28 protein-coding genes are annotated in these 23825 nt (G+C 64.4%); 23 read left to right on the top strand and 5 right to left on the bottom strand.

The window, feature by feature from the left end; all coding sequences use genetic code 11:
* Positions 1–65 precede the first annotated feature (65 nt).
* Positions 66–731 (top strand): GntR family transcriptional regulator, encoded by a 666-nt coding sequence (locus ABMA46_RS02955; RefSeq protein ID WP_348997778.1) that lies wholly within the window; start codon positions 66–68, stop codon positions 729–731.
* 3 nt (positions 732–734) lie between these two features.
* Here the strand turns inward: ABMA46_RS02955 and ABMA46_RS02950 are convergent, their stop codons facing one another.
* Genes ABMA46_RS02950 through hemB form a run of 4 tightly spaced genes read right to left on the bottom strand, consistent with a single transcriptional unit; the run spans position 735 to position 3527 of the window.
* Positions 735–1778: an aldo/keto reductase gene (locus ABMA46_RS02950; RefSeq protein WP_348997777.1), complete on the bottom strand. Its 1044-nt coding sequence runs from the start codon at positions 1776–1778 to the stop codon at positions 735–737.
* 18 nt (positions 1779–1796) lie between these two features.
* Positions 1797–2150 (bottom strand): HepT-like ribonuclease domain-containing protein, encoded by a 354-nt coding sequence (locus tag ABMA46_RS02945; protein WP_348997776.1) that lies wholly within the window; start codon positions 2148–2150, stop codon positions 1797–1799.
* The gene (locus ABMA46_RS02940) at positions 2150–2446 is read right to left on the bottom strand and encodes a nucleotidyltransferase family protein (RefSeq protein WP_348997775.1); all 297 of its coding nucleotides are present in this window, start codon (positions 2444–2446) and stop codon (positions 2150–2152) included. The genes ABMA46_RS02945 and ABMA46_RS02940 overlap by 1 nt, the downstream gene beginning before the upstream one ends.
* A gap of 49 nt (positions 2447–2495) precedes the next feature.
* Positions 2496–3527, bottom strand: coding sequence for a porphobilinogen synthase (hemB, locus tag ABMA46_RS02935; RefSeq protein WP_348997774.1), 1032 nt, complete (start codon positions 3525–3527; stop codon positions 2496–2498).
* A gap of 171 nt (positions 3528–3698) precedes the next feature.
* Here hemB and ABMA46_RS02930 point away from each other — a divergent pair, with 171 nt between their 5' ends.
* The 15 genes from ABMA46_RS02930 to ABMA46_RS02860 all read left to right on the top strand — a co-directional run bounded on the left by ABMA46_RS02930 (position 3699) and on the right by ABMA46_RS02860 (position 18272).
* Complete coding sequence (locus ABMA46_RS02930; RefSeq protein ID WP_348997773.1) at positions 3699–4742, top strand: enoyl-CoA hydratase/isomerase family protein; 1044 nt, start codon at positions 3699–3701, stop codon at positions 4740–4742.
* A complete protein-coding gene (locus tag ABMA46_RS02925; RefSeq protein ID WP_348997772.1) occupies positions 4739–5161 on the top strand; it encodes a DUF6163 family protein in 423 nt (140 codons plus the stop codon). The genes ABMA46_RS02930 and ABMA46_RS02925 overlap by 4 nt, the downstream gene beginning before the upstream one ends.
* Positions 5162–5366: 205 nt before the next feature.
* Positions 5367–5882: a transcriptional regulator LdtR gene (ldtR, locus tag ABMA46_RS02920; RefSeq protein WP_348997771.1), complete on the top strand. Its 516-nt coding sequence runs from the start codon at positions 5367–5369 to the stop codon at positions 5880–5882.
* 342 nt (positions 5883–6224) lie between these two features.
* The gene (locus ABMA46_RS02915) at positions 6225–7472 is read left to right on the top strand and encodes a L,D-transpeptidase family protein (protein ID WP_348997770.1); all 1248 of its coding nucleotides are present in this window, start codon (positions 6225–6227) and stop codon (positions 7470–7472) included.
* Between the two features lie 175 nt (positions 7473–7647).
* Positions 7648–9276, top strand: a complete 1629-nt coding sequence (locus ABMA46_RS02910) for a Na+/H+ antiporter (RefSeq protein ID WP_348997769.1) — start codon at positions 7648–7650, stop codon at positions 9274–9276.
* 124 nt (positions 9277–9400) lie between these two features.
* Complete coding sequence (gene glyA, locus ABMA46_RS02905; protein ID WP_348997768.1) at positions 9401–10714, top strand: serine hydroxymethyltransferase; 1314 nt, start codon at positions 9401–9403, stop codon at positions 10712–10714.
* A gap of 75 nt (positions 10715–10789) precedes the next feature.
* A complete protein-coding gene (locus ABMA46_RS02900; RefSeq protein ID WP_348997767.1) occupies positions 10790–11023 on the top strand; it encodes an AbrB/MazE/SpoVT family DNA-binding domain-containing protein in 234 nt (77 codons plus the stop codon).
* Entirely contained in the window at positions 11020–11427 is a 408-nt protein-coding gene (locus tag ABMA46_RS02895) for a type II toxin-antitoxin system VapC family toxin (RefSeq protein ID WP_348997766.1), read from the top strand. Before ABMA46_RS02900 ends, ABMA46_RS02895 begins: the two co-directional genes overlap by 4 nt.
* A 7-nt stretch (positions 11428–11434) precedes the next feature.
* Positions 11435–11902: a transcriptional regulator NrdR gene (gene nrdR / locus ABMA46_RS02890; protein WP_348997765.1), complete on the top strand. Its 468-nt coding sequence runs from the start codon at positions 11435–11437 to the stop codon at positions 11900–11902.
* Entirely contained in the window at positions 11902–13026 is a 1125-nt protein-coding gene (ribD, locus tag ABMA46_RS02885) for a bifunctional diaminohydroxyphosphoribosylaminopyrimidine deaminase/5-amino-6-(5-phosphoribosylamino)uracil reductase RibD (RefSeq protein ID WP_348997764.1), read from the top strand. The genes nrdR and ribD overlap by 1 nt, the downstream gene beginning before the upstream one ends.
* A complete protein-coding gene (locus ABMA46_RS02880; protein ID WP_348997930.1) occupies positions 13026–13643 on the top strand; it encodes a riboflavin synthase in 618 nt (205 codons plus the stop codon). The genes ribD and ABMA46_RS02880 overlap by 1 nt, the downstream gene beginning before the upstream one ends.
* 91 nt (positions 13644–13734) lie before the next feature.
* Positions 13735–14229 carry a 6,7-dimethyl-8-ribityllumazine synthase gene (gene ribH / locus ABMA46_RS02875; RefSeq protein ID WP_348997763.1) on the top strand — a complete coding sequence of 165 codons (495 nt, stop codon included), beginning with the start codon at positions 13735–13737 and terminating at the stop codon, positions 14227–14229.
* Positions 14226–14720 carry a transcription antitermination factor NusB gene (nusB, locus tag ABMA46_RS02870; RefSeq protein ID WP_348997762.1) on the top strand — a complete coding sequence of 165 codons (495 nt, stop codon included), beginning with the start codon at positions 14226–14228 and terminating at the stop codon, positions 14718–14720. The genes ribH and nusB overlap by 4 nt, the downstream gene beginning before the upstream one ends.
* The gene (locus ABMA46_RS02865) at positions 14717–15934 is read left to right on the top strand and encodes an MFS transporter (RefSeq protein WP_348997761.1); all 1218 of its coding nucleotides are present in this window, start codon (positions 14717–14719) and stop codon (positions 15932–15934) included. Before nusB ends, ABMA46_RS02865 begins: the two co-directional genes overlap by 4 nt.
* A gap of 181 nt (positions 15935–16115) precedes the next feature.
* Positions 16116–18272 (top strand): sodium-translocating pyrophosphatase, encoded by a 2157-nt coding sequence (locus ABMA46_RS02860; protein WP_348997760.1) that lies wholly within the window; start codon positions 16116–16118, stop codon positions 18270–18272.
* A gap of 126 nt (positions 18273–18398) precedes the next feature.
* Here the strand turns inward: ABMA46_RS02860 and ABMA46_RS02855 are convergent, their stop codons facing one another.
* Positions 18399–18917, bottom strand: a complete 519-nt coding sequence (locus ABMA46_RS02855; RefSeq protein ID WP_348997759.1) for an outer membrane protein assembly factor BamE — start codon at positions 18915–18917, stop codon at positions 18399–18401.
* A 112-nt stretch (positions 18918–19029) separates the two neighbouring features.
* On the opposite strand from ABMA46_RS02855, the gene ABMA46_RS02850 reads away from it, so the two are divergent.
* The 7 genes from ABMA46_RS02850 to ABMA46_RS02820 all read left to right on the top strand — a co-directional run bounded on the left by ABMA46_RS02850 (position 19030) and on the right by ABMA46_RS02820 (position 23823).
* Entirely contained in the window at positions 19030–19578 is a 549-nt protein-coding gene (locus ABMA46_RS02850) for a ubiquinol-cytochrome C chaperone family protein (protein WP_348997758.1), read from the top strand.
* The gene (locus ABMA46_RS02845; RefSeq protein ID WP_425475678.1) at positions 19578–20126 is read left to right on the top strand and encodes a YceD family protein; all 549 of its coding nucleotides are present in this window, start codon (positions 19578–19580) and stop codon (positions 20124–20126) included. Before ABMA46_RS02850 ends, ABMA46_RS02845 begins: the two co-directional genes overlap by 1 nt.
* A gap of 136 nt (positions 20127–20262) precedes the next feature.
* Positions 20263–21333 carry a phosphate acyltransferase PlsX gene (gene plsX, locus ABMA46_RS02840; RefSeq protein WP_348997757.1) on the top strand — a complete coding sequence of 357 codons (1071 nt, stop codon included), beginning with the start codon at positions 20263–20265 and terminating at the stop codon, positions 21331–21333.
* 7 nt (positions 21334–21340) lie between these two features.
* A complete protein-coding gene (locus ABMA46_RS02835; RefSeq protein WP_348997756.1) occupies positions 21341–22312 on the top strand; it encodes a beta-ketoacyl-ACP synthase III in 972 nt (323 codons plus the stop codon).
* Between the two features lie 103 nt (positions 22313–22415).
* Positions 22416–22736, top strand: a complete 321-nt coding sequence (locus ABMA46_RS02830) for an integration host factor subunit alpha (protein WP_348997755.1) — start codon at positions 22416–22418, stop codon at positions 22734–22736.
* A 138-nt stretch (positions 22737–22874) separates the two neighbouring features.
* Positions 22875–23417 carry a MerR family transcriptional regulator gene (locus tag ABMA46_RS02825; RefSeq protein WP_348997754.1) on the top strand — a complete coding sequence of 181 codons (543 nt, stop codon included), beginning with the start codon at positions 22875–22877 and terminating at the stop codon, positions 23415–23417.
* A 103-nt stretch (positions 23418–23520) separates the two neighbouring features.
* Positions 23521–23823 carry a hypothetical protein gene (locus tag ABMA46_RS02820; RefSeq protein WP_348997753.1) on the top strand — a complete coding sequence of 101 codons (303 nt, stop codon included), beginning with the start codon at positions 23521–23523 and terminating at the stop codon, positions 23821–23823.
* The last annotated feature ends 2 nt before the right edge of the window (positions 23824–23825 follow it).

Raw genomic sequence — 23825 nt, 5'->3', positions numbered from 1 at the left:
TGTCAACGGGGGCTGGAGGGCGTCTGGATCGAGCGAAGGCGACGGCAAGAGGAGAGCCACCTGCAATGTCCCAGATGCAGCAGATCGAGCAACAGCTTCGCCGCATGATCCTCGGTCTCGAACTGGGGCCTGGCGAAAAGCTTTCCGAACGCTGGATGGAGAGCCTGTTCGGCGCGTCACGCACACCGGTGCGCGCGGCGCTGCTTCGGCTGGAGACGGAAGGCCTCGTGGGACGGGAAGGTCGCGGCTGGGCGGTTTCACCGATCAACCTGTCGGAGCTCGAACAGATCGCGGTCTATCGCGAGGCGCTCGAGGTCGCGGCGCTGCGCCTGACCTGCCGCCTGGAGGACAGGTCCGGCCTGGAGACGATCGAGGCCATGCTCGATTCCTGCGAGGATGGGACGCCGCGCGAGGAATGGCACCGGGTCGGCATGGATTTCCACATCGAACTCGCGCGCCTGTCCGGCAACGACTATCTGTTTCGCGGCGTGCGCGACGCCATGAACCGGCTGTCGCGGGCACGCTGGCTGGAAGTCTCCGACGACGCGGCGCGCGACCGCGCCTGGGCGGAGCACCGCGCGATCATCGCCGCGGCGCGCGAGGGCGACGCCGAAGCGGCGGCGCGGCTTTTGTCGCGGCATATCCTCGGCAGCCGCGACAGGCTGCTCGACTCGCTCCGCGCCGACAGCAGGGGCCTGCGCGCCAGAGGATTCGCCGTGGTCGCGGCTTAAATCTCAGTCCTCTTCCCGGTTCGCCACGATATCCGATGGACCAAGCCGGCTGCGCGCCGTCCAGCGCTGGTGCCAGTAGGGATAGAGCAGGGGCGGACGGCTGACGGCGTCGAGCCGGGCAGTCTCTTCCGCGCTCAGCGTCAGCGACGCGGCTGCGATATTGTCCTTGAATTGCGTCTCGTTGCGGCCGCCAACCACCAGCGTGGAAACGGCAGGGCGTCCGAGCAGCCAGGCGAGCGCCACCTGGGCGGCGGAAACGCCGCGCTCCTTGCCGATTTCCGCCAGCGCGTCGACGATCGTCCACAGCCTGTCCTCGTCGCGGATCGGCGGTTCGTTCCAGCCGGCGAGCTGGCGGGCAGTGCCCTCGTCGCGGCTGTATTTGCCGGAGAGCAGGCCTCCGGCCAGCGGGCTCCAGACCATGACGCCGAGGCCCTGGTCGAGCGAGACCGGCAAAAGCTCGTACTCGGCCTCTCGGGCTTCGAGCGTGTAGTGGATCTGCTGGGCGATGAAGCGGGGCAGCCGGTTGCGGTCGCTGATCGCCAGTGCCTTCATGATGTGCCAGCCGGAGAAATTCGAGCAGCCGACATAGCGGACCTTGCCATGCTGTACGAGGGTGTCGAGCGCCGCCATGGTTTCTTCCAGCGGGGTCGTGCCGTCCCATTCGTGCAGCAGGTAGAGGTCGATGACGTCGGTCTTGAGGCGTTTCAGGCTGCGCTCGCATTCGCGGATCAGGTGATGGCGCGACAGGCCCTCGTCGTTCGGACCGTCGCCGATCCGCATGCGGGCCTTGGAAGCGATCAGCACGTCGTTCTTGCGCTTGCCGCCGAGAGCCTCGCCGATGATCTCCTCCGACAGGCCGTTGGAATAGACGTTCGCCGTATCGATCAGGTTGATGCCCGCGTCGAGGCAGAGGTCGATCTGGCGTTTCGCCTCGGCCAGATCGGTCTTGCCCACCTTGACGAAATTGCCGGCGCCGCCGAAAGTCATGGTGCCCATGGTCAGCGTTGAAACTTTCAGCCCCGAGCGGCCGAGCGTGCGGTATTGCATAACCAGTCTTTCCGGCTTTCAGCCATTCGATGCGATTGTCTGCTTCATCTGTTCGACCGCCTGGCGAAGCGAAGGCAGATTGTCCGTGACGACGGCCCAGATAATCGAATCCGACGTACGATGATATTCGTGGCGCAGTACGTTGCCTATTCCCCTGATCTGCTTCCAAGGAATGTCCGGCGCCACTTTCAACAGGTCGTCAGGTATATGACGCGACGCTTCCGATATGATCTCGATGCCGCGCTCTATACCGCGCCGAAGCAGCCAATTGCCGCGAAAGTCATCGATGGTCTTGCCGGACGTGGCGGCGTCGATGCCGTCCAGGGCATCCAGCATCTCAACCAGGATCGGCTCGATGCGGCGTCGCGCCATCAAAACACACGCAGGGCGGAACGCTCGATCTCATCCCGCAGCATCGGATGGAGGCTGTCACGCGTGGTGATGTCGATCGGCCGCGACATCTCCTCTTCGAGGAATTGCTTGATGCCGACGAGATCGATGAGGGAAAATCGGCTGGCCGGATCGTAATCGATGAAAAGATCGAGATCGCTTCCGACTCCCGCATCGTCGCGCGCGGTCGACCCGAACAGGTAGAGCGAAAGCGCGCCACGCCGCCTGAGGTCGTCCGCCTTGAGCCGTAGGCGCTCCATGATCTGGTTTCGATCCATGAGCATAATCTAGAGCAACTGCCCCGAAATCCAAAGCGGCGACGGGCTCCTACCCCTTCAGCATCTCCGCCACCTGCGGCGCGAAATAGGTAAGGATGCCGTCGCAGCCGGCGCGCTTGAAGGCGAGCAGGGATTCCAGCATCGCCTTTTCGCCGTCGATCCAGCCATTGGCCGCCGCCGCCTTTATCATCGAATATTCGCCGGAGACCTGATAGGCGAAGGTCGGCATCGCGAATTCATCCTTCAGACGGCGGATGATGTCGAGATAGGGGAGGCCGGGCTTGACCATAATCATGTCCGCCCCTTCGGCGAGGTCCTGTTCGGCCTCGCGCACGGCCTCGTCGGAATTGGCGTGGTCGAGGTAATAGGTCTTCTTGTCGCCCTGAAGCAGGCCCGACGTGCCGATCGCCTCGCGATAGGGGCCATAGAAGGCGGAGTGGAACTTCGTCGCGTAGGACATGATCGCCACGTCCTGGAAGCCGTTGACGTCCAGCGCGTCGCGGATGGCGCCGATGCGGCCGTCCATCATGTCGGACGGCGCGATGATGTCGGCTCCGGCAGCCGCCTGCAGCACGGCCGCCGCCGTCACCTGTTCCACCGTCTCGTCATTGACGATGATGCCGTCGCGCAGGATGCCGTCATGGCCGTGGCTGGTGAAGGGGTCGAGGGCTGCGTCGGTGATGACGCCGATTTCGGGAGCGGCTTTCTTGATGGCGCGCGTCGCGCGGTTGATGAGATTATCGGCATCGAGGATTGCCGATCCGGTCTGGTCGCGTAGCGAAAGTTCGACGTTCGGGAAGGTCGCGATGGCCGGTATGCCGAGTTTCGCCGCGCGCTCAGCTTCCTTGGCCGCGAGATCGACCGACATGCGGAAAACGCCCGGCATGGCTTCGATCGGCTCGCGCCTGTTGTCGCCGTCGATGACGAAGATCGGCCAGATCAGGTCATCCACGGTGAGCCGGTTTTCCTGCACGAGCCGGCGCGACCAATCGGCCTTGCGCATACGGCGCAGGCGGCGCGCGCCGGTGATCTCGTCGACGCTGCGCGCGCCGGCTGCTTTCGTCGAGGTGAACTTGTTCATGGTCAAACTCCGGATGGCGCGGCTTTTATCACGCGCCGCCCCGCATGACCAATGCGACATGGTTGTGCCAGCCTTTCGGAACGATTGCCGGTGCACGGCTTAGCCTTGCATGGTTGACCTCGCGGCGGCTGCCGCTTAGCACTTCTGGGCCGGCGGGGAGGGAGATCGTTGATGGATTTTGGCGGCGGAGACGACATCCGCTTCGAGCGCATCGGCAGGGCCGGCGTCGTCACGCTCACGCGTCCCAAGGCGCTCAACGCGCTGTCGCACGATATGGTCAGGGCGCTCGCCAGGGCTCTCGACGCCTGGGAAGGGGACGACGCGGTCGCGCTGGTGCTCGTCAAAGGAGAGGGCAGGGCCTTCTGCGCCGGCGGCGACATCATGCAGGTCTACGAGGCACGCCGGGCCGGCGCCGAACCGCCCGCCGGCTTCTTTTCCGACGAATACCGCATGAACGCCCGCATCGAGCGTTATCGCAAGCCCTATGTCGCGCTCATCGACGGGATCGTCATGGGCGGCGGCGTCGGCATCTCCTTCCACGGTTCGCACCGTATCCTGACGCAGAACGCCCAGTTCGCCATGCCGGAGGTCGGCATCGGGTTCTTTCCCGATGTCGGCGGCAGTCATATCCTGCCCCGGCTCGGCAGCTACGGCATGTATCTCGCGCTGACCGGAAACCGCATCGGAGCCGGCGATGCGCTGGGGTGCGGCCTTGCGACCCATACGGTGCAGGCCGACGACCTCGACGCGCTCGTCGCGGCGCTGACGTCGACCGACAGCCCGGATGAAGCGCTGCGCGGTTTGTTCAAACCGCTGCCGCCCGAGACGGACAAGGTGGCGTTGTCGGCGATCGATCGTCATTTTTCCCTGCCGTCGCTCGAAGCGATCGTCCACAGTCTCAGGGCCGCCGCGCAAGGCGATGATTTCGCTGCCCGCACCCTCGCGACGCTTGAGTCCCGGTCACCCACCAGCATGGCCGTGGCGTTCCGGCAGATCGGCGCCGGGCGCGCGCTGACGATGGCAGAGTGCATGAACATGGAATTCCGCATCCTCAACCGGATGCTGGCGGGACACGATTTTTACGAGGGTATCCGCGCTGTGCTTGTTGACAAGGATCGGCAGCCGAAATGGCGACCGGCCGGCCTGGATGCAATCGACCCGGCGATGATCGACGCCTATTTCGCGCCGCTCGGCGAGCGGGAGTTGGGGCTTTGAGCGAGACCGTCTCCGGTTCCGGCGCCTTCGAGCCCTCCATTGTCGAGACCGCGTTCGCATGGTTCCTGCGGCTGGTCGCGCTCTATTGCCTGTTCTTCGGCGTGCTCTACTGGGTGCGGCTGATCGGGTTTTATCCCGGCGATGCGTGGCGCTTCGACCTCATGCCCGTCTACTGGCAGGTTGCCGCGAGCGTTCTGGCGGTCTTTTTCCCTTTCGCCGCCGCCGGATTGTGGATGCTGGCGTCGTGGGGGCCGGTGATCTGGTTCATCTGCGCCGCCACGGAGACGGTGATGTATGCCGGCTTTCCCGACCTGTTCGGCGAACGCTGGCCTATCGTGGGTGCACATACCTTTGTCGCGTGCGTCTACATCGCCTTTCGCCTCGTCATCTTCTGGCGCAGACGGCAGCCCGCCGCCTGACCAGCCGTCGTAGGCGAAGGCCGCTAAATATTTACGTTAATTTTTGCCCCTCGCATGGCATTTCGTTAAGCCTGTTACGAAACCTCTTACCGGTAAGCTCTTGTTAGCCTTGGCGTTTAAGTCGAATTTTATGGGTATTCGATAGTCTCGCGACCAAGGTGAGAAAAACAAAAAGTCACCGGGCGACAAACGAGAGGCAAAGACAATGATCAATTCGCGTCAGGCGGCAAAGCCCGCTACCGAAACCAACGAACGCCGTGAAGCGATCCGTTCGCTGTACATGGAATCACTGCAACTGGTCGAGCGTCTGCATCGCCGGTTGCTGGACGTCATCAAGGACGAGTTCGACCGCAACGGCCGCTCCGACATCAACGCCATCCAGGCGCTGCTGCTGTTCAACATCGGCAATTCCGAGCTAACCGCCGGCGAACTGCGCTCGCGCGGCTACTATCTGGGCTCCAACGTGTCCTACAATCTCAAGAAGCTGGTCGATCTCGGCTTCATCAACCACCAGCGCTCGCGCATCGACCGCCGTTCCGTCCGCGTCTCGCTGACCCCGAAGGGCCAGGACGTGGCCGAAGTCGTCGCCGGTCTCTACGAGCGTCATATCGGCTCGATCGAGCAGGTCGGCGGCATCAACCAGGACGAGTTCAAGCAGATGAACCGTGCGCTGCAGCGCCTCGACCGGTTCTGGAACGATACGATCGCCTATCGCATGTAAGCGGAAGCGGAAAGCGGCGCCGAAAAGAAGCGCCGCCGGGGAAACAGACTTCCAGTCACGGGCCGATGCCGAAAAGGCACGGCCCGTTCTTTATTGCGGCAAGCGTCACTGTTGCAGGCTCTCCATTGCAACAACGCCACGTTGCCGCCATATTCAGCGTCATAGCGATAGGGACGATTTCGCTGCATGACGGCGGGAACCGGCTATTGCGGACCAGCGTTCAAATCGACGCAGCGTCTGCCGGCGATGCCAAACGTGGTTGGCACATTGTTAAGACTGCCAACCCTACTGTGTCAGGCGACAGCCTGTTTGTTGAACCGATCGAGAATGTCTGGAACGTCCATGATCACCAGCCGCCGTTTCTTCCTTTCCGGAACAGCCGCCCTTGCCGCGTCTCTCGCAGCGAGCAGGGCGAGCGCCCAAGACGTCATCGGCGATATCCTCAAGGCAACCGACAGCTGGGGCGATACGTTCGACGCTCGCTCCGGCGACGGCGGCAAGGTGGCCTCGACGCTTCCGGTCTTCAGCCCGCAGACGATATCTTTCACCGAGCAGGCCATCTCGCAGTATCAGGGCATCTCCTCTCAGGGCGGCTGGCCGATGGTCCCGGCGACCAAGAAACTCCAGCTTGGCGTCGTCGATCCCGATGTCGTGGCCATGCGCAAGCGGCTGATGATCTCGGGCGACCTGCCGCAAAGCGCGGGCATCTCCGATGCGTTCGATTCCTACGTCGACGCGGCGCTGAAGCGCTTTCAGCTTCGCCACGGCCTTCCCGCCGACGGCGTCACGGGCAAATATACCTACTCGGCCATGAATGTGTCGGCGCAGGTACGGCTGGGCCAGCTTGAGACCAACCTCGTGCGCCTGCGCTCGATGGGCGGTTTCCTCGGCGACCGCTACGTGATGGTCAATATCCCTGCCCAGCAGGTCGAAGCCGTCGATAACGGGCGCGTCGTGCTGCGCCATGCCGCCATCGTCGGCAAGGTCGACCGCCAGACGCCGATCGTGAACTCGAAGATCAACGAGATTATCGTCAATCCCTACTGGAACGCGCCGGTCTCGATCGTCCGCAAGGACATTATTCCGCTGATGCGGAAGAATCCGAACTACCTGAAGGACAGCCACATCCGCCTGTTCGCGCCGGACGGCAGCGAGGTCGATCCGATGACGATCGACTGGAACACCGACGACGCGGCGAAATACCGTTTCCGCCAGGATCCCGGTGCGATGAACGCGATGGCGACCGTCAAGATCAACTTCCCGAGCCCGGACGGCGTCTACATGCACGATACGCCGCAGCAGAGCCTGTTCGGCAAGATGATGCGCTTCGATTCCTCGGGCTGCGTGCGCGTGCAGAACGTGCGCGACCTGGTCACCTGGATCCTGCGCGACACGCCCGGCTGGGACCGCCAGCATTTCGAAGCGGCCATCAAGACGGGCGAGACGACACCGATCAAGGTCGTCAATCCGGTCCCGGTCTATTTCGCCTATATCAGCGCCTGGTCGACGGGTCCCGGCGTCGTTCAGTTCCGTGACGACATCTACGGCCGCGACGGCGTCGACGAACTGCAGATGACCTCTTCCCTGTAAGGACCTGATTTTCGTGATAAAAGGCCGCCTTTCGGGCGGCCTTTTTGTTGCCGGTTTGAACTTGCGCGGCGGGGCAGGCATAGTGCCGCGGAACCTGTGAGCGCATGGCAGCCGCCGATCCTTGTGTTGCCGTTGCCGGCTGGGCCGGCGCTGCTGTGATCCCGAAAGAGATTCAATGGGACTCGCGACCTTCATCCTGATCGTGCTGCTGCTGATCGCGATTTCCGGCATTGTGATACGCTTCCTGCCGGTGCCGCTGCCGCTCATCCAGATCGCGCTCGGTGTCGCGCTGGCGTGGCCCGCCGCGGGTCTGCACGTCAAGCTGGAGCCGGAGATATTCCTCCTGGTGTTCGTGTCGCCGCTGCTGTTCATCGACGGGTTCCTCGTGCCGAAGCGGGAATTCGCCGAACTGGCGCGACCGATCTTCGGGCTGGCCTTCGGGCTGGTGTTCCTCACCGTCGTGCTGTTCGGCTATGCGCTCAACTGGCTCATTCCCTCCATGCCCCTGCCGGTCGCCTTCGCGCTGGCGGCGGTGCTGTCTCCGACAGATGCCGTGGCCGTCTCGTCCATCGTCGGCAACGGAATGGTGTCGGCGCGGGTGCGCCACATCCTGGAGGGCGAGTCGCTTCTCAATGACGCATCCGGCCTGGTCATCTTCCGCTTTGCCGTGATGGCGGCGCTTACCGGCCATTTCTCGCTTGGCGAGACGGCGCTGACGTTCTTCGCCGTCGCGCTCGGCGGGGTGGTGTGCGGCATCGCGATGCTGTGGCTCACGGCGCTTGCGTTGCGGCTGGTGGCGAAGATCGGCGACATCAAGGACGAGGTGCAGGTGGTCATCCTTTTCCTGTTGCCGTTCGCCGCCTACCTGCTGGCGGAGCGCTTCCATGCCTCGGGAATTCTGGCGGCCGTCGCGGCCGGCCTCTATATCAACGCGTCCGGCCTGTTCGGTTCGCTCAGCGTTCCGGCGCGGATGCAGAACTTCGCGCTGATCGGCATCCTCTCCTTCGTGTTCAACGGCGCCATCTTCCTGATGCTGGGCATGCAGCTTCCCGATATCGTGCGCAAGGTACCGCCGGAACTGTCGCTGTACGGGACGGTCTGGGAGCCGATCCTGGCGGTCGTGCTGCTGACCTTCATCCTGCTTGCGATCCGCTATGCCTGGATCAATTTCGGTTCCCTGCTCAACAAGATCGTCGACAAGGTGCGCAATTGTAGGAGCGAGCGCCTGCGCGGCAGGCTCAAGCTGTTCGCCGCGCTGGCCGGCGTGCGCGGCGCGATCACCCTGGCGGGCGTGCTTTCGCTGCCGTTCGCGATGCCCGACGGAAGCCCGTTTCCCGCCCGCGACCTGGCGATCTTCATTGCCGCCGGCGTCATCCTCTGTTCCCTGCTTCTGGCGAGTTTCGTGCTGCCTCTGGTGGCCCGCGGTATTCCGCTGGAGAAGGAGGACAGAATAGCCAATGAAGAGCAATTGGCCCGCACGACGGCGGCCGAGGCAGCCGTGGCCCGTATCGAGCAACTGGTGGACGAGAGCGCCGGCGATCCCGCCTTGCACGAAGCACGACAGGCGGCGGCGCGCTACATCATTCCGATCTATCGCCATCGCGTGATCGCCGACGAGGCGGACGATTCCGTAGGCGCGCTGTTGCGCTCGGCGCTGCTGGACATGCGGGTGGCGGCGCTCGAAGCCGAGAGGACGGCGCTCGCCAAGCTTTTCAAGGAGCGCAAGATCAACGACACGACGCTGCGCACCATCAGCGGCGAGCTGACGCTCAGCCAGGCCTTGTCCCAGGCGCGTCGCAAATAGCCGGTTTCCGACCGCTGGATGCGCTGGCGCAATCCGGCCAGCAAATTTCGCGCCGCAAACGTGGCGAGCCTGAAACAACTGTGTTAATGGCGCGCAGTCTTTCCCGCAGCGAGGATTTCCGCCCATGGCAACCGCGACGGCCGCTTCCGATTCCTTCGAGTCATTTTTCGAGACCACCCTTGCAGATGCCGATCCCGAAATCTTCGGTGCCATCCGCGACGAACTCGGCCGCCAGCGCCACGAGATCGAGCTGATCGCTTCCGAAAACATCGTCTCGCGCGCCGTTCTGGAAGCGCAGGGCTCGATCATGACCAACAAGTATGCGGAAGGCTATCCGGGCAAGCGCTACTACGGCGGCTGCCAGTTCGTCGACGTGGCCGAGGAACTCGCCATCGAGCGCGCCAAGAAGCTGTTCGATTGCGGGTTCGCCAACGTCCAGCCGAATTCCGGCAGCCAGATGAACCAGGCCGTGTTTCTCGCGCTGCTGCAGCCCGGCGACACCTTCATGGGCCTGGACCTCAACTCCGGAGGCCATCTGACGCACGGCTCGCCCGTCAACATGAGCGGCAAGTGGTTCAAGGTCGTGTCCTACGGCGTGCGCAAGGACGACCATCTGCTCGACATGAACGAGATCGAGAGGCTGGCGCATGAGCACAAGCCGAAGCTGATCCTGGCCGGCGGCACCGCCTATTCGCGCATCTGGGACTGGAAGCGGTTCCGCGAGATCGCCGATGCGGTCGGCGCCTATCTGATGGTCGACATGGCCCACATCGCCGGGCTCGTCGCCGGCGGGGTGCATCCCTCGCCGCTGCCGCACGCCCATGTCGTCACCACCACCACGCACAAGAGCCTGCGCGGCCCGCGCGGCGGCATGGTGCTGACCAATCACGAGGACATCGCCAAGAAGATCAACTCGGCGGTGTTTCCGGGCTTGCAGGGCGGCCCGCTGATGCACGTCATCGCCGCCAAGGCGGTAGCCTTCGGCGAAGCGTTGAAGCCTTCGTTCAAGACCTATGCGCAAAACGTCGCCGCCAACGCCAAGGCGCTGGCCTCATCGTTGCAGGAAACCGGGCTCGACATCGTGTCGGGAGGCACCGACAACCATCTCATGTTGGTCGACCTTCGCCCGAAGAACGCCACCGGCAAGCGCGCCGAGGCGGCGCTCGGCCGGGCCAACATCACCTGCAACAAGAACGGCATTCCCTTCGATCCCGAAAAGCCGTTCGTCACCTCCGGCGTTCGCCTCGGCACGCCCGCCGGCACGACGCGCGGCTTCGGCCAGGCCGAGTTCCGCGAGATCGGCAAGCTGATCGCCGAGGTGCTGGACGGGCTGAAGGCGGCGAATTCCGATGAAGGCAACGCGTCGGTCGAGGCTGCCGTGAAGGAAAAGGTCGTGGCGCTGACGGGCCGTTTTCCGCTCTATCCGTATCTGGGGTGAAGGGAAGCGGCCGTTCCCTTGATTTCGACCGGCCACGGTAATACCTTCCTGAAAGCAGGTATTACAGAGGTTGTCATGAGCACGAAGGTCACGACAAAGGGTCAGGTGACGATTCCAAAGGAAATACGTGATCTGTTGAACTTGAAACCCGGTAGCGAGGTGAAATTCCGCTATCGGAACAAGGAGATCGTTCTTGAGCGGGCGGACGGCGCGCCCCCGGTCAGCCGGTTTGAGAAGGCGATCGGCCATGCGGGGCCAGGTCCAACGACGGACGAGCTCATGAGGTTCCTGCGCGGAGATGATGATTGACGCTCGTCGATACGAACATCTTGTTCGATCTTGTCACTCGCAACACTGATTGGTTGGATTGGTCCTTACATGCACTGGGCAATGCAGCCGTAGCCGGCCCGGTCTCCATCAATGCCGTTATCTACGCAGAGTTGTCAGTCAGATATGAGACACTTGCGGAAGTGGACAATTTTCTCGAAGTGACCGGAATTCAGGTTGTCGATCTTTCGAACCGCACCGCCTTTCTCGCCGCAAAAGCCTATTCGAAGTACCGCTTGTCGGGTGGAACCAAAACCGGGGTTCTTTCCGACTTCTTCATCGGCGCGCACGCGCAGGCGCTGAGCGTTCCGCTGCTCACCCGCGATGTGCGCCGCTACAGAACCTATTTTCCCGAAGTGCGCCTGATCGCACCCCATATGAATTGAGCTGAACATGCGCTGCCCCTATTGCCAGTCCGAAGACACGCAGGTGAAGGATTCGCGGCCGGCGGAAGACGGCGCGGCGATCCGGCGGCGGCGTGTCTGCCCCGATTGCGGCGGGCGTTTTACGACCTTCGAGCGCGTGCAGTTGCGGGATCTGGTCGTCGTCAAGAAGTCGGGCCGCAAGGTGCCCTTCGATCGCGACAAGCTGTTGCGGTCGGTGGAGATCGCGGTGCGCAAGCGCAACGTCGATCCCGAGCGGATCGACCGCGCCGTCAGCGGCATCGTGCGCCAACTGGAGAGTTCGGGCGAAACCGAAATTCCGTCGGTCGAGGTAGGGCGTCTCGTCATGGACGCGCTGAAATCGCTCGACGACGTCGCCTATGTGCGTTTCGCCTCGGTCTACCGCAATTTTCGCGAGGCCAAGGATTTCCACGAACTGCTCGGCGAGTTGAAGGGCGACGAGGACGCAGCGGAGTGATGGCTGCAGGCGAAGGCAGCGTGCAGGACATACTGGACAGGCGCTATATGGCGGCGGCGCTCAGGCTGTCGCGGCGCAACCTCGGCCGCACCGGCACCAATCCCTCGGTCGGCACGCTGATCGTGCGCGACGACGGCGATGGTCCCATGATCGTGGGCCGGGGCGTCACAGCGATCGGCGGGCGGCCGCATGCGGAAACCGAGGCGTTGGCCGAGGCCGGCGCGCTGGCGCGCGCCGCCACTGCCTATGTCACGCTGGAGCCCTGTGCGCATCATGGCCGCACGCCGCCCTGCGCCAATGCGCTGGTCGCCGCAGGTGTCAGCCGCGTGGTGGGGGCGGCAAGCGACCCCGATCCGCGTGTGTCCGGCAAGGGCTACGCGATTCTGCGCGCGGCGGGCGTCGAGGTGGTAGAAGGTGTGCTGGCTGCGGAAACCGCCGACCAAATGGCCGGTTATATGAGCCGGTCGTTGCGCAAACGGCCTGAGATCGTCCTGAAGCTGGCGCTGTCCTGCGACGGCATGATCGGCCGGCGCGGCGCGGGCCAGGTTTCCATCACCGGCGAGATCGCGCGGCGCGAGGTGCAACTGATGCGGGTCGAGGCCGATGCCATCCTTGTCGGCATCGGCACGGTGCTGGAGGACGATCCGGCGCTTACCGTGCGCTCGCCCGGTCTGGAAAGCCGCTCGCCGGCCCGCATCGTGCTGGATCGGCAGATCCGTCTGCCGGAGACCTCGAAGCTAGTCGCAGGTGCCGATCGGGTCCCGCTCTATGTCGCGGCCTGCGCCGAAGCGGATACGGCACGCCGCGCCGCGCTGGAACGGTACGGCGTGCGCTTCATCGGCACCGAGACGGTGGATGGCCATATTGCCCTTCCTGAATTGATGGAAGATCTGGGCGCGATCGGCATGGCGAGCGTACTGGTCGAGGGCGGTGCGGATGTTGCGAGAGCATTCCTTGAGGACGGCCTCGTCGACAGGATCGTGCTGTTCAGGGGGACGGTCGAAATCGGCGAGGGCGGCGTGGCTTCGCCGATCGACGAGCGCAGCATCCCGGACGGCTTCAGGCATGTCCGGACGATGCAGTTTGCCGATGACGTCTGCAACGAATGGACAAGAGAGGCCTGATGTTCACGGGCATCGTCACCGATATCGGCACCGTTGCGGCGGTCAAGCGGCTGCGCGAAGGCGTGGGGCTGCGCATCGACACCGTCTATGACCCCGGGAGGATCGACATCGGCGCCTCGATTTCCTGCGGCGGCGTTTGCCTGACCGTCACGGGTCTGCCCGAAGCTGGGTCCAACGCGCGCTGGTTCGAGGTCGAGGCGTGGGAGGAGGCGCTGCGGCTGACCACGGCCTCGCAATGGAAGGCCGGCACGCATGTCAATCTGGAGCGCGCGCTGAAGATCGGCGACGAACTGGGCGGGCACATCGTTTCCGGCCATGTCGACGGCATGGCCGAGATCGTGGGGCGCGAGGAAGAGGGCGACGCCGTGCGCTTCACGCTCGAAGCGCCGCGAGAGCTTGCGAAATTCATCGCGCCCAAGGGGTCGGTGGCGCTCGACGGCACGTCGCTGACGGTCAACAAGGTGGAAGGCACGCGCTTCGACGTGCTTCTGATCCAGCATTCCCTGTCGGTCACGACATGGGGCGAGCGGCTGGTCGGCGATCGTGTCAACCTGGAGGTCGACACGATGGCGCGCTATGCGGCGCGGCTTGCCGAAGCGGCCGGGCAGGGGCTTTGAGACAGATCGCGCGAATCTGAAGGCCTGGCCGCTCTCCGCGCTTGCGGTCGCGGCCGCTTCGGCCTAAGGGACGCGCTTCCTGGAGACCCCGATGGCTGGAACATCAGAACACGGCAAGGCATTCGTCCGCCCCGAGCGGAGCGTGCACCTTCTTATTATCGAGGCGCGCTTCCATGACGACCTGGCCGACGCGCTGCTCGACGGCGCGAAGAGCGCGCTGGATGAAGCGGGCGCAACCTACGACGTCGTCACCGTGCCTGGCTCGCTGGAGATTCCCGCAGTCATTTCCTTCGCCCTGGACGGCGGCGCTGCCGGCGGGCGCGGCTATGACGGTTTCGTCGCGCTCGGCACGGTCATTCGCGGCGACACCTATCATTTCGATATCGTCGCCAATGAATCATCGCGCGCGCTGATGGACCTGTCCGTGCAGGACTCGGTCTGCATCGGCAACGGCATCCTGACCACCGAAAACGATGAGCAGGCCTGGGCGCGCGCGCGCAAGAGCGAGGGCGACAAGGGCGGCTTCGCGGCTCGCGCGGCGCTGACCATGATCGCGCTCAAGGACCGACTGGGGAGGGGCGCGTGAGCGATCCCGTCACGTCGGGCCAGCAGGGCCGACCGGCAAACAAGCGTGGCGCTGCCCGTCTGGCGGCCGTGCAGGCGCTTTACCAGATGGACGTCGCCGGCAGCGGACTCCTGGAGACGACCGCCGAATACGAGGCGTTCCGGCTTGGCAAGGAAGTGGACGGCGCGACCTATCGCGAGGCCGACGCCCAATGGTTCCGGGCCATCCTTTCCGGCGTCGTCGAGAACCAGAAAAGCATCGACCCGATCATCCGCCAGGCGCTGACGGAGGACTGGCCGCTTTCGCGCCTGGATTCGACCCTGCGCGCCATCCTGCGTGCCGGCGTCTACGAGTTGATGAAGCGCTCGGACGTGCCGGTGGCGGTCATCGTTTCCGAATATGTCGACATCGGCAAGGCGTTCTACGACGAGGACGAGCCGAAGCTCGTCAATGCGGTGCTCGACAGGGTTTCGCGCCGGGTTCGCGGCGAGGGCCGGGGAAAGGGCGCGTGAGCGCGACAGCGGCTGCCGGCGCCGCCCGCGAGGCGCGCCGCACGGCGCTCATCCTCGCAGCCGCGCAGGCCATATTGGGTTCCGGCGCGCCGATCTGCTTCGCGCTCGGCGCTTTGGCCGGCAGCTATATGCTCGGCGCCGACAAGTCCCTGGCAACCGCGCCGCTCACCGGTTTCAATATCGGTGTCGCGCTGGGAGCGCTTCCGGCCGCCGCCGTCGTCCGCGCGCTCGGCCACCGCAACGGATTCATGACCGGAACCTTGCTGACGGCTTTCGGCGGCCTGCTGGCGACCATCGCGCTCTTCCATTCCAGTTTCTGGCTCTTTGCCCTCGGATTGCTGGTGGTCGGGTCCGGCAACGCCTTCGTGCAGCAGTTTCGTTTCGCTGCCGCCGACAATGCGCCGCCGGAATTCAAGGCGCGCGCCATCTCCTTCGTGCTGGCCGGCGGCATCGTCACCGCCGTCGTCGGACCGCAGACGGTGATCTTCACGCATGACCTGCTGGCGCCGGTGCCCTTCGCGGGTTCCTTCGCGGCAATCGTGGTGCTGGCCGGCATCGGCGCATCCATCCTGTTCCTGCTGCGCAAGGAAAGCCGCATCGAGGCCCGGCAGGCAGAGTCCCACGCCGGACGCTCGCTTGCCGAGATCGTCACGCAGCCGCGCTATGCGGTGGCGCTGGGATGCGGCGTCGCCGCCTACGCGCTCATGACGTTCGTGATGACGGGTGCGCCGCTGGCCATGGTGGGCTGCGGCTTCTCATCCGATCAGGCGACGCTCGGCATCTCCTGGCACGTCATGGCCATGTTCGGGCCTAGCTTTTTCACCGGCCGCCTCATCCATCGTTTCGGCGCCCCCACGATCGTCGCCTGCGGCTTCCTGCTTCTGATCGGCTGCGCCACTGTGGCCATGTCGGGCATCCAGCTATGGCAGTTCTGGACGGCGCTTGTCCTGCTCGGCCTCGGCTGGAATTTCGCCTTTATCGGCTCCACCGCCATCGTGGCTCAATGCTACGCGCCCGAGGAAAAGGGCAGGGCGCAGGGTTTCCACGACTTCGTGCTGTTTTCGAGCGTCGCATTCGCCTCGCTGATGTCGGGAACGGTTTACAACCACTGGGGCTGGGACGTGCTGGTGAGAATCATCCTCCCCGTGGCACTGCTCGGTATCCTGGGGATCGGTTCCCTGCGTTTCCTTGGCCGGCGCGGCACGGTCACCTGACGGCGCTTCTCCTCGTCCTTTCGTTTGAAAAGCAGGCAAAAACCGGCCGATAGCTTGACGTTGGTCGGGCCGTTTCGCATAAGCCGAAGCGAGGGACCAGCGTCGCCGGCGGCGGGGCAGGCCCGCGTCCAACGGCCCGGGGAGGGGTCCCAAGGGGCCATCAAGTGAGGAAAATCCGCAAATGACCATGCTTTTTGTCGTCATTCTCTGCGGCGTCTTGTCCATCGTCTATGCCATCTGGGCCACGCGCTCGGTAATGGCGGCCGATCAGGGCAATGCACGCATGCAGGAGATCTCGGCTGCGATCCGCGAGGGCGCGCAGGCTTATCTCAATCGGCAATACACGACCATCGCCATCGTGGGCGTCGTGGTGTTCCTGCTCGCCTGGTGGCTGCTTTCGGCCGCCGCCGCCGTCGGCTTCCTGGTCGGCGCCGTGCTGTCCGGCGCCGCCGGCTACATCGGCATGAACGTTTCGGTGCGCGCCAATGTGCGCACGGCGCAGGCCGCTTCCAACAGCCTGGCCGCCGGCCTCGACATCGCTTTCAAATCCGGCGCCATCACCGGCCTTCTGGTTGCCGGCCTCGCGCTGTTGGGCGTGTCGGTCTACTACTGGGTGCTGACCGGGCCGCTCGGCCATCAGCCGGGCGACCGCGAGGTGATCGACGCGCTGGTCGCGCTCGGCTTCGGCGCTTCGCTGATTTCCATCTTCGCCCGTCTCGGCGGCGGCATCTTCACCAAGGGTGCGGATGTCGGCGGCGATCTCGTCGGCAAGGTCGAGGCCGGCATTCCGGAAGACGATCCGCGCAACCCGGCGACCATCGCCGACAATGTGGGCGACAATGTCGGCGACTGCGCCGGCATGGCGGCCGACCTGTTCGAGACCTATGCCGTGACCGTCGTCGCGACCATGGTCCTGGCGGCGATCTTCTTCGGCGCGGCTGCGAACCTCGCCGAGGTGATGCTTTACCCGCTGGTCATCTGCGGCGCCTGCATCGTCACCTCGATCATCGGCACCTTCTTCGTCAAGCTCGGCTCCAACGGCTCGATCATGGGCGCCCTCTACAAGGGCCTGATCGTCACCGGCATCCTGTCGATCGTGGGTCTGGCGATCGCCAACATGCTGACGATCGGCTGGGGCGAGGTCGGAACCGTCAAGAGCGTGCTCGGCGCGGATATGACGATCACCGGCAGCAACCTGTTCATCTGCGGCCTGATCGGCCTCGTCGTGACGGGCCTCATCGTCGTCATCACCGAGTACTACACCGGCACCGGCAAGCGGCCGGTGGTCTCGATCGCCCAGTCGTCGGTCACCGGCCACGGCACCAACGTCATCCAGGGCCTCGCGGTCTCGCTGGAATCGACGGCGCTGCCGGCCATCGTCATCGTCGGCGGCATCATCGCGACCTACCAGCTCGCCGGCCTGTTCGGCACGGCGATCGCGGTGACCACCATGCTTGGCCTCGCCGGCATGATCGTCGCGCTCGACGCCTTCGGCCCTGTGACCGACAATGCCGGCGGCATCGCCGAAATGTCGGGCCTTCCCGCCGAGGTGCGCCATTCCACGGACGCGCTGGACGCGGTCGGCAACACGACCAAGGCCGTCACCAAGGGCTACGCGATCGGTTCCGCCGGTCTCGGCGCGCTGGTGCTGTTCGCCGCCTACTCCAACGACCTGCAGTATTTCGCGGCGAACGGGGCGCAGTATCCGTACTTCTCCGATCTCGGCAGCGTCTCGTTCGACCTTTCGAACCCGTATGTCGTGGCCGGTCTGATCTTCGGCGGCCTGATCCCCTACCTGTTCGGCGGCATCGCCATGACGGCGGTGGGTCGCGCGGCAGGCTCGATCGTGGAGGAAGTGCGCCGCCAGTTCCGCGAGGATCCCGGCATCATGCAGGGCACGTCCAAGCCGAACTACGCGCGCGCCGTCGACCTGCTGACCAGGGCGGCGATCAAGGAGATGATCATCCCGTCGCTGCTGCCGGTGCTGGCGCCGCTGGTGGTCTATTTCGGCGTGCTGCTGATCTCCGGCTCCAAGGCCTCGGCCTTCGCCGCGCTCGGCGCCTCGCTGCTCGGCGTGATCGTCAACGGCCTGTTCGTCGCCATCTCCATGACCTCCGGCGGCGGCGCGTGGGACAACGCCAAGAAGTCGTTCGAGGACGGTTTCGTCGACAAGGACGGCGTCAAGCACCTCAAGGGTTCCGAGGCGCACAAGGCGTCGGTGACGGGCGACACGGTTGGCGATCCCTACAAGGACACCGCCGGCCCGGCCGTCAACCCGGCGATCAAGATCACCAACATCGTGGCGCTGCTGCTGCTGGCCGTGCTGGCGCATAGCTGATCGCACTGCGCAACGGCCCTGAAAGCAAGCCGGGCCGACAACCAAGAAAAAAACCCGCAGGAGCGATCCTGCGGGTTTTGTTTTTGGGAAGGCCGGTGCGGGAAGATCGGCGATTTCGGCGGAGGATTATCCGCCACCGAGCAGGCTGGCGGCCGAGCCGGCGCTCATCTTGCCTGCGCCGGAGATGATCTGGGACAGGAAATTCTGGTCCTTGCCGCCCGTCGGCGTGGTGCGCGAGACGAAATCGAAGACCTTGCCGTCCTTCAGCCCGTAATTGGCGATCCGGCTGACGCGGTTGTCCGAGCCGAAATAGATGGCCAGCACCTTCTGGTCCACCAGCTTCGGGTTCTCGAAGGCGACGGAGCGCCGGCGTGTCTGCGATATGTAGTAGAAGACCTCGTTGTCGAAGGTCGCGGTGGTGGACGGCGTTCCGAGCGCCAGCAGCACCTGCTCACGGCTCGACCCGACCGGAACCTGATCCAATGTGTCCTGATCGATAATGTAACCCTGATTGAGCGTTTCGCCCGGATTGAGGTCGCCGACCATCTTGGAGGTGTTGCAGCCGGTCAGCGCCGCCGCCACGACAAGCACCGAGGCCGCACCCGCAAAACCATGATGACCGGACTTGAATTTCAGCGCGCGCAACGACAACTCCCTGTTCCCCTTCCGGCGCCGGCTTGCGCGGGGCCGCGAAACCGGTAAACCAGCTTGGCTGACGATGCAACAACGCCCTTCACGGGCTCCGGAGACCGCCCTCATGTTCCAGCGTCTGTTCGGCCGTGAAACCAAGGCCAACCGGACCGTCACCGAGGCGCTTTATGAGCGAATCGTGGCGGCGGCGCGGCAGCCTGTGTTTTATTCGCAATGGTTCGTTCCCGACACGCCGCTGGGGCGTTTCGAAATGGTGTCGCTGATGATGCTCCTGTTCCAGCATCGGCTGCGCGGGGAGGACGGTGTCGCAAGGGATGTGGCGCAGGTGCTGATCGACGAGTTCTTCACCGATGTCGAGCATTCGCTGCGCGAGCTCGGCATCAGCGATCCGGGCGTGCCGAAGCGCATGAAAAAGCTCGCCCGCATGTTCTACGGCCGCACCGCCGCCTATACCGAGGCGCTCGACGCCGACGAGAGGGATGCCATGACAAGAGCATTGATGCGCAACGTGCGGCCCGATACCGCTACGTGGCCGGAGGCCGACGCTCTGGCTGCCTATGCGTTCGATGCGCAAAAGGCGCTGGCCGCCCAGCCGACGGACGCCATCTGTGCTGGACAGCTGAATTTTCCGGAAGCGATCGAAAGCTTGCGCTGATGCACGCAGAAGACAAGAAAAGCCCGGTCTCCTTTCTGGCCCATGTCGCGCGCTTGCCGCAGAGGGGGTTGCCGGTCGTCATCGAGGCCGACGAGACCCAGCGCCTGGCGCTGGCGGCGGAACACGGGATTGTCTCGGTGGAGAAGTTTCGGGCCGACCTGTCGGTCGAACCGTGGAAGCGGCACGGCGTCAAGGTCACGGGCCGCGTCGAGGCCGACATCACGCAGGAATGCGTGGTCACGCTCGAGCCGTTGAAAACGCATATCGACGAAGCGGTCGAGGGGCTGTTCCTGCCGGATGAATCGAAGCTGGGGCGGCTCGGCTTCGAGGGAAGCGGCGAGATTCTGCTCGCCGCCGAGGGGCCGGACAGTCCCGAGACCTTTCACGGCGACAGCATCGACGTGGGCGCGCTGGCGGAGCAGTTTTTCGGCCTCGCCATCGATCCCTATCCGCGCAAGCCCGGCGCGACGCTGGACGCCGGCGGCGAAGAGGGAGCGGAAGAAAGCGACTTCCAGCGCAAGTTGCGGTCGCTGCTGAAGAAAAGCTGACGGACCTGTATCCCTCGTCCCACAACTGCGTGAAAGGCTCGGCATTGAGAGAAAAGTCGGTTGTGCGGCGGCTCAAAACCGCTATTTTCCGCCGGGCGCCGGGGCGTCCGGCGCGAAAAGGCGAGAAGAACAGCGCGTGATCAGAATTTCCATCGATGCCATGGGCGGCGATCACGGACCGAACGTGGTTATCCCCGCGCTCATGACCGTCGCGACACGGCGTCCCGACATCCGCTTCATCATCTACGGGCTGGAAGACCAGGTTCGTCCTGAACTGGCCAAGTTCCCGCAACTGGCCGAAAAGAGCGAGTTCGTCCATTGCGAGGTCGCGGTGAAGATGGACGAGAAACCGAGCGCGGCGCTGCGGCACGGCCGCTGGAAGTCGTCCATGTGGAAGGCAATCGAGGCGGTGAAGTCCGACACGTCGGACGCCTGCGTGTCGGCCGGCAACACCGGCGCGCTGATGGCCATGTCGAAGTTCTGCCTGCGCACGATGGCGTCGATCGACCGGCCGGCGATCGCGGCGATCTGGCCGACGCTGCGCAGCGAAAGCGTTGTGCTCGACGTCGGCGCGACCATCGGCGCGGATTCGCACCAGCTCGTCGACTTCGCCATCCTCGGCGCCGCCATGGCGCGCTCGGTGTTCGGCATAGACCGGCCGACCGTGGGGCTCCTCAATGTCGGGGTGGAAGAGGTCAAAGGCCAGGAAGAGGTAAAGGACGCCGGCCGGATGCTGCGCGAGGCCGATCTCGGATCGATGACCTATCGCGGCTTCGTCGAGGGCGACGACATCGGCAAGGGCACGGTCGATGTCGTGGTGACGGAAGGCTTTTCCGGCAACATCGCGCTCAAGACCGCCGAGGGCACGGCGCGCCAGATCGCCGGCTATCTGCGCTCGGCCATGAGGCGCACGCTGATGGCCCGGATCGGTTATATCTTTGCCAAGAGCGCCTTCAATGCGCTGCGCGACAAGATGGATGTCAGCCGCGCCAATGGCGGCGTTTTCCTGGGGCTGAACGGCATTGTGGTGAAGAGCCACGGCGGCGCCGATTCCGAAGGGTTCGCCGCGGCGGTGGAACTCGCCTACGACATGGTGCGCAACCGGATACTGGACCGCATCGAGGCCGACCTGGACCTGTTCCACGCCCGCAACCGGCAGGCGGCCGCAACCAAGAGCGCCGACGTCGAAGTCGACGAAGAAGGATAGAATTCCCTTGATCAGATCAGTCGTGCGCGGCACAGGCTCCGCTCTGCCCCGGCGCATCATGAAGAACATCGACTTCGAGGGCGTGGTCGAGACCACCGACGAATGGATCGTGCAGCGCACCGGCATTCGCCAGCGCCACATCGCTTCCGACGACGAGACGACGGCCTCGCTCGGTGAAGCTGCAGCGCGCGCGGCCCTGGCCGATGCAGGCCTGACGCCGGACGACATCGACCTCGTGCTGGTCGCCACCTCGACGCCCAACAACACCTTTCCCGCCACCGCGGTCGAAATCCAGAACCGGCTCGGCATGCGCCACGGCTTCGCCTTCGACATGCAGGCCGTGTGTTCCGGCTTCGTCTATGCTGTTACCACGGCGGACGCCTACATCCGCGGCGGCATCGCAAAGCGCGTGCTGGTCATCGGCTCGGAAACCTTCTCGCGCATCCTCGACTGGAACGACCGTTCGACCTGCGTGCTGTTCGGCGACGGCGCCGGTGCGCTGGTGCTGGAGGCGCAGCAGGGCGAGGGGACTATCGCCGATCGCGGCGTGCTGGCGCTCAGCCTGCGCTCCGACGGCGCGCACAAGGACAAGCTCTATGTCGACGGCGGCCCCTCGACCACGGGCACGGTCGGCCATCTGAGGATGGAAGGACGCGAGGTCTTCAAGCACGCGGTCGGCATGATCACCGACGTGATCGAGGCGACGTTCGGGCAGGCCGGCATAACGGCCTCGGACCTCGACTGGTTCGTGCCGCACCAGGCGAATAAACGAATTATTGACGCTTCCGCCAAGAAGCTCGGGATAGAAGAGCGCAAGGTAGTGGTTACCGTCGATCTTCACGGTAATACATCAGCGGCATCGGTGCCGCTGGCGTTGTCGATCGCGGCCCATGACGGCCGCATCAAGCGGGGCGACCTGGTGCTGCTCGAAGCGATGGGCGGCGGTTTCACATGGGGCGTCGTTCTGATTCGCTGGTAGGGACGAACCGAGCGGTACGGTCCCTTGACCTAGCCGGATCAATTCCATACGCTTCGCTGCCGCTGCTTATATCGATTTATTTTTTTAACTGATGGGACGGTCGATGGGGGGAAAGACACTTACGCGTGCCGACCTTGCCGAGGCCGTTTACAGGAAAGTCGGCCTGTCGCGCACCGAGTCAGCGGAACTGGTCGAAGCGGTGCTGGACGAGATCTGCGAGGCAATCGTCCGCGGCGAGACCGTGAAGCTTTCCTCCTTCGCAACCTTCCATGTCCGCTCCAAGAACGAACGCATCGGCCGCAATCCCAAGACCGGCGAGGAAGTGCCGATCCTGCCGCGTCGGGTCATGACGTTCAAGGCGTCCAACGTGCTCAAGAGCCGTATCCTGCGCTCGCATCAGAACCGGGCGAAGAGCGGCAAGTAGGCCCGCTTTCTCGAAAACCCGGTTGACAAAGCCGGCATATCTGACGCCGGGCTTGAATGATGAGGCATAAATCGCTGAAATGAGGTTCGATTCGGCGCGTGAGCGTCGTTTCCAATGGTCCAGCGTGAGGATGCGCCCATGGACAAGAGCCCCGATGCTTTCCGCACCATCAGCGAGGTCGCCGAGGAACTCGACCTGCCGCAGCACGTGCTGCGTTTCTGGGAGACCCGCTTCAACCAGATCAAGCCTATGAAGCGCGGCGGCGGCCGTCGCTATTACCGGCCGCAGGATGTCGACCTGATCAAGGGCATTCGCCACATGCTCTACGACCAGGGCTACACGATCAAAGGCGTTCAGAAGCTCCTGCGGGAGAACGGCAATCAGTTCCTGGTCGCGATCGGCAATGGCGACGTCGCCGCCATCGAGGCGATCGCCCAGCGCAAGCAGGCCGACGCCGTGCCGCTGACGCCCGGCGCGCAACCCAGGCAAGGCGACGACGAGATGCTGGTGGGGCAGGCCAGGGCCAAGCCGAGCCGCCGCTTCTTCGGCCTCGGCAAGGCCGAGGACGAAGGGCCGGTCGCCGCGGACGGCGGCAAGCTTTCGCGTGACAACCGCGCCCTGCTTCAGGAAGCCCTGTTCGACCTGTTGGAGTGCAAGCGCCTGCTCGACCAGGTTCGCTGACGGGGCGACCAGGCACCGGTCGCGGCAACAGGAACGCCAGGAACCTTCCGGGCCGAAAACCGTTCTGTTCCCTCACGTATCAACGGATCAGAGGGATTTGGACATGGCCGGTTTTCGCGATCTCACGGATGTGGACCTCGAGCACCAGATTGCCGCGCTCAGCAAGGAATTGACGACACTCAAGAAGGCCGTCGCGCGCCGCGGCAGCGGTTACTACGAAGACGGCCGCGACATGGCGATGGACTATTATTCGGATCTGAGCGATCGCATCGCGCAGAGCCTGCCGCATATCCGTAAGCGCGCGCGGATGGTGGAAGAGACCGCACGGGACCATCCTGCCGCTACCGTCGCCGTCGGGCTCGTTGTGCTCGGGTTGATCGCCACGCTCGCCTTCAATCGCAGATAGGG

The organism is Mesorhizobium hunchu (assembly GCF_040081975.1).
GTDB lineage: Bacteria > Pseudomonadota > Alphaproteobacteria > Rhizobiales > Rhizobiaceae > Mesorhizobium > Mesorhizobium hunchu.
Note: the sequence above shows the minus strand (reverse complement) of the source record. Positions and strands in the feature narration are given on the sequence as shown.

Coding starts and splice junctions, on each gene's coding strand:
- ABMA46_RS02955 (WP_348997778.1), top strand. CDS start 66: ATGTCCCAGATGCAGCAGATCGAGCAACAGCTTCGCCGCATGATCCTC.
- ABMA46_RS02950 (WP_348997777.1), bottom strand. CDS start 1,778: ATGCAATACCGCACGCTCGGCCGCTCGGGGCTGAAAGTTTCAACGCTG.
- ABMA46_RS02945 (WP_348997776.1), bottom strand. CDS start 2,150: ATGGCGCGACGCCGCATCGAGCCGATCCTGGTTGAGATGCTGGATGCC.
- ABMA46_RS02940 (WP_348997775.1), bottom strand. CDS start 2,446: ATGGATCGAAACCAGATCATGGAGCGCCTACGGCTCAAGGCGGACGAC.
- hemB (WP_348997774.1), bottom strand. CDS start 3,527: ATGAACAAGTTCACCTCGACGAAAGCAGCCGGCGCGCGCAGCGTCGAC.
- ABMA46_RS02930 (WP_348997773.1), top strand. CDS start 3,699: ATGGATTTTGGCGGCGGAGACGACATCCGCTTCGAGCGCATCGGCAGG.
- ldtR (WP_348997771.1), top strand. CDS start 5,367: ATGATCAATTCGCGTCAGGCGGCAAAGCCCGCTACCGAAACCAACGAA.
- ABMA46_RS02915 (WP_348997770.1), top strand. CDS start 6,225: ATGATCACCAGCCGCCGTTTCTTCCTTTCCGGAACAGCCGCCCTTGCC.
- ABMA46_RS02910 (WP_348997769.1), top strand. CDS start 7,648: ATGGGACTCGCGACCTTCATCCTGATCGTGCTGCTGCTGATCGCGATT.
- glyA (WP_348997768.1), top strand. CDS start 9,401: ATGGCAACCGCGACGGCCGCTTCCGATTCCTTCGAGTCATTTTTCGAG.
- ABMA46_RS02900 (WP_348997767.1), top strand. CDS start 10,790: ATGAGCACGAAGGTCACGACAAAGGGTCAGGTGACGATTCCAAAGGAA.
- nrdR (WP_348997765.1), top strand. CDS start 11,435: ATGCGCTGCCCCTATTGCCAGTCCGAAGACACGCAGGTGAAGGATTCG.
- ribD (WP_348997764.1), top strand. CDS start 11,902: ATGGCTGCAGGCGAAGGCAGCGTGCAGGACATACTGGACAGGCGCTAT.
- ABMA46_RS02880 (WP_348997930.1), top strand. CDS start 13,026: ATGTTCACGGGCATCGTCACCGATATCGGCACCGTTGCGGCGGTCAAG.
- ribH (WP_348997763.1), top strand. CDS start 13,735: ATGGCTGGAACATCAGAACACGGCAAGGCATTCGTCCGCCCCGAGCGG.
- ABMA46_RS02860 (WP_348997760.1), top strand. CDS start 16,116: ATGACCATGCTTTTTGTCGTCATTCTCTGCGGCGTCTTGTCCATCGTC.
- ABMA46_RS02850 (WP_348997758.1), top strand. CDS start 19,030: ATGTTCCAGCGTCTGTTCGGCCGTGAAACCAAGGCCAACCGGACCGTC.
- ABMA46_RS02845 (WP_425475678.1), top strand. CDS start 19,578: ATGCACGCAGAAGACAAGAAAAGCCCGGTCTCCTTTCTGGCCCATGTC.
- ABMA46_RS02830 (WP_348997755.1), top strand. CDS start 22,416: ATGGGGGGAAAGACACTTACGCGTGCCGACCTTGCCGAGGCCGTTTAC.
- ABMA46_RS02825 (WP_348997754.1), top strand. CDS start 22,875: ATGGACAAGAGCCCCGATGCTTTCCGCACCATCAGCGAGGTCGCCGAG.
- ABMA46_RS02820 (WP_348997753.1), top strand. CDS start 23,521: ATGGCCGGTTTTCGCGATCTCACGGATGTGGACCTCGAGCACCAGATT.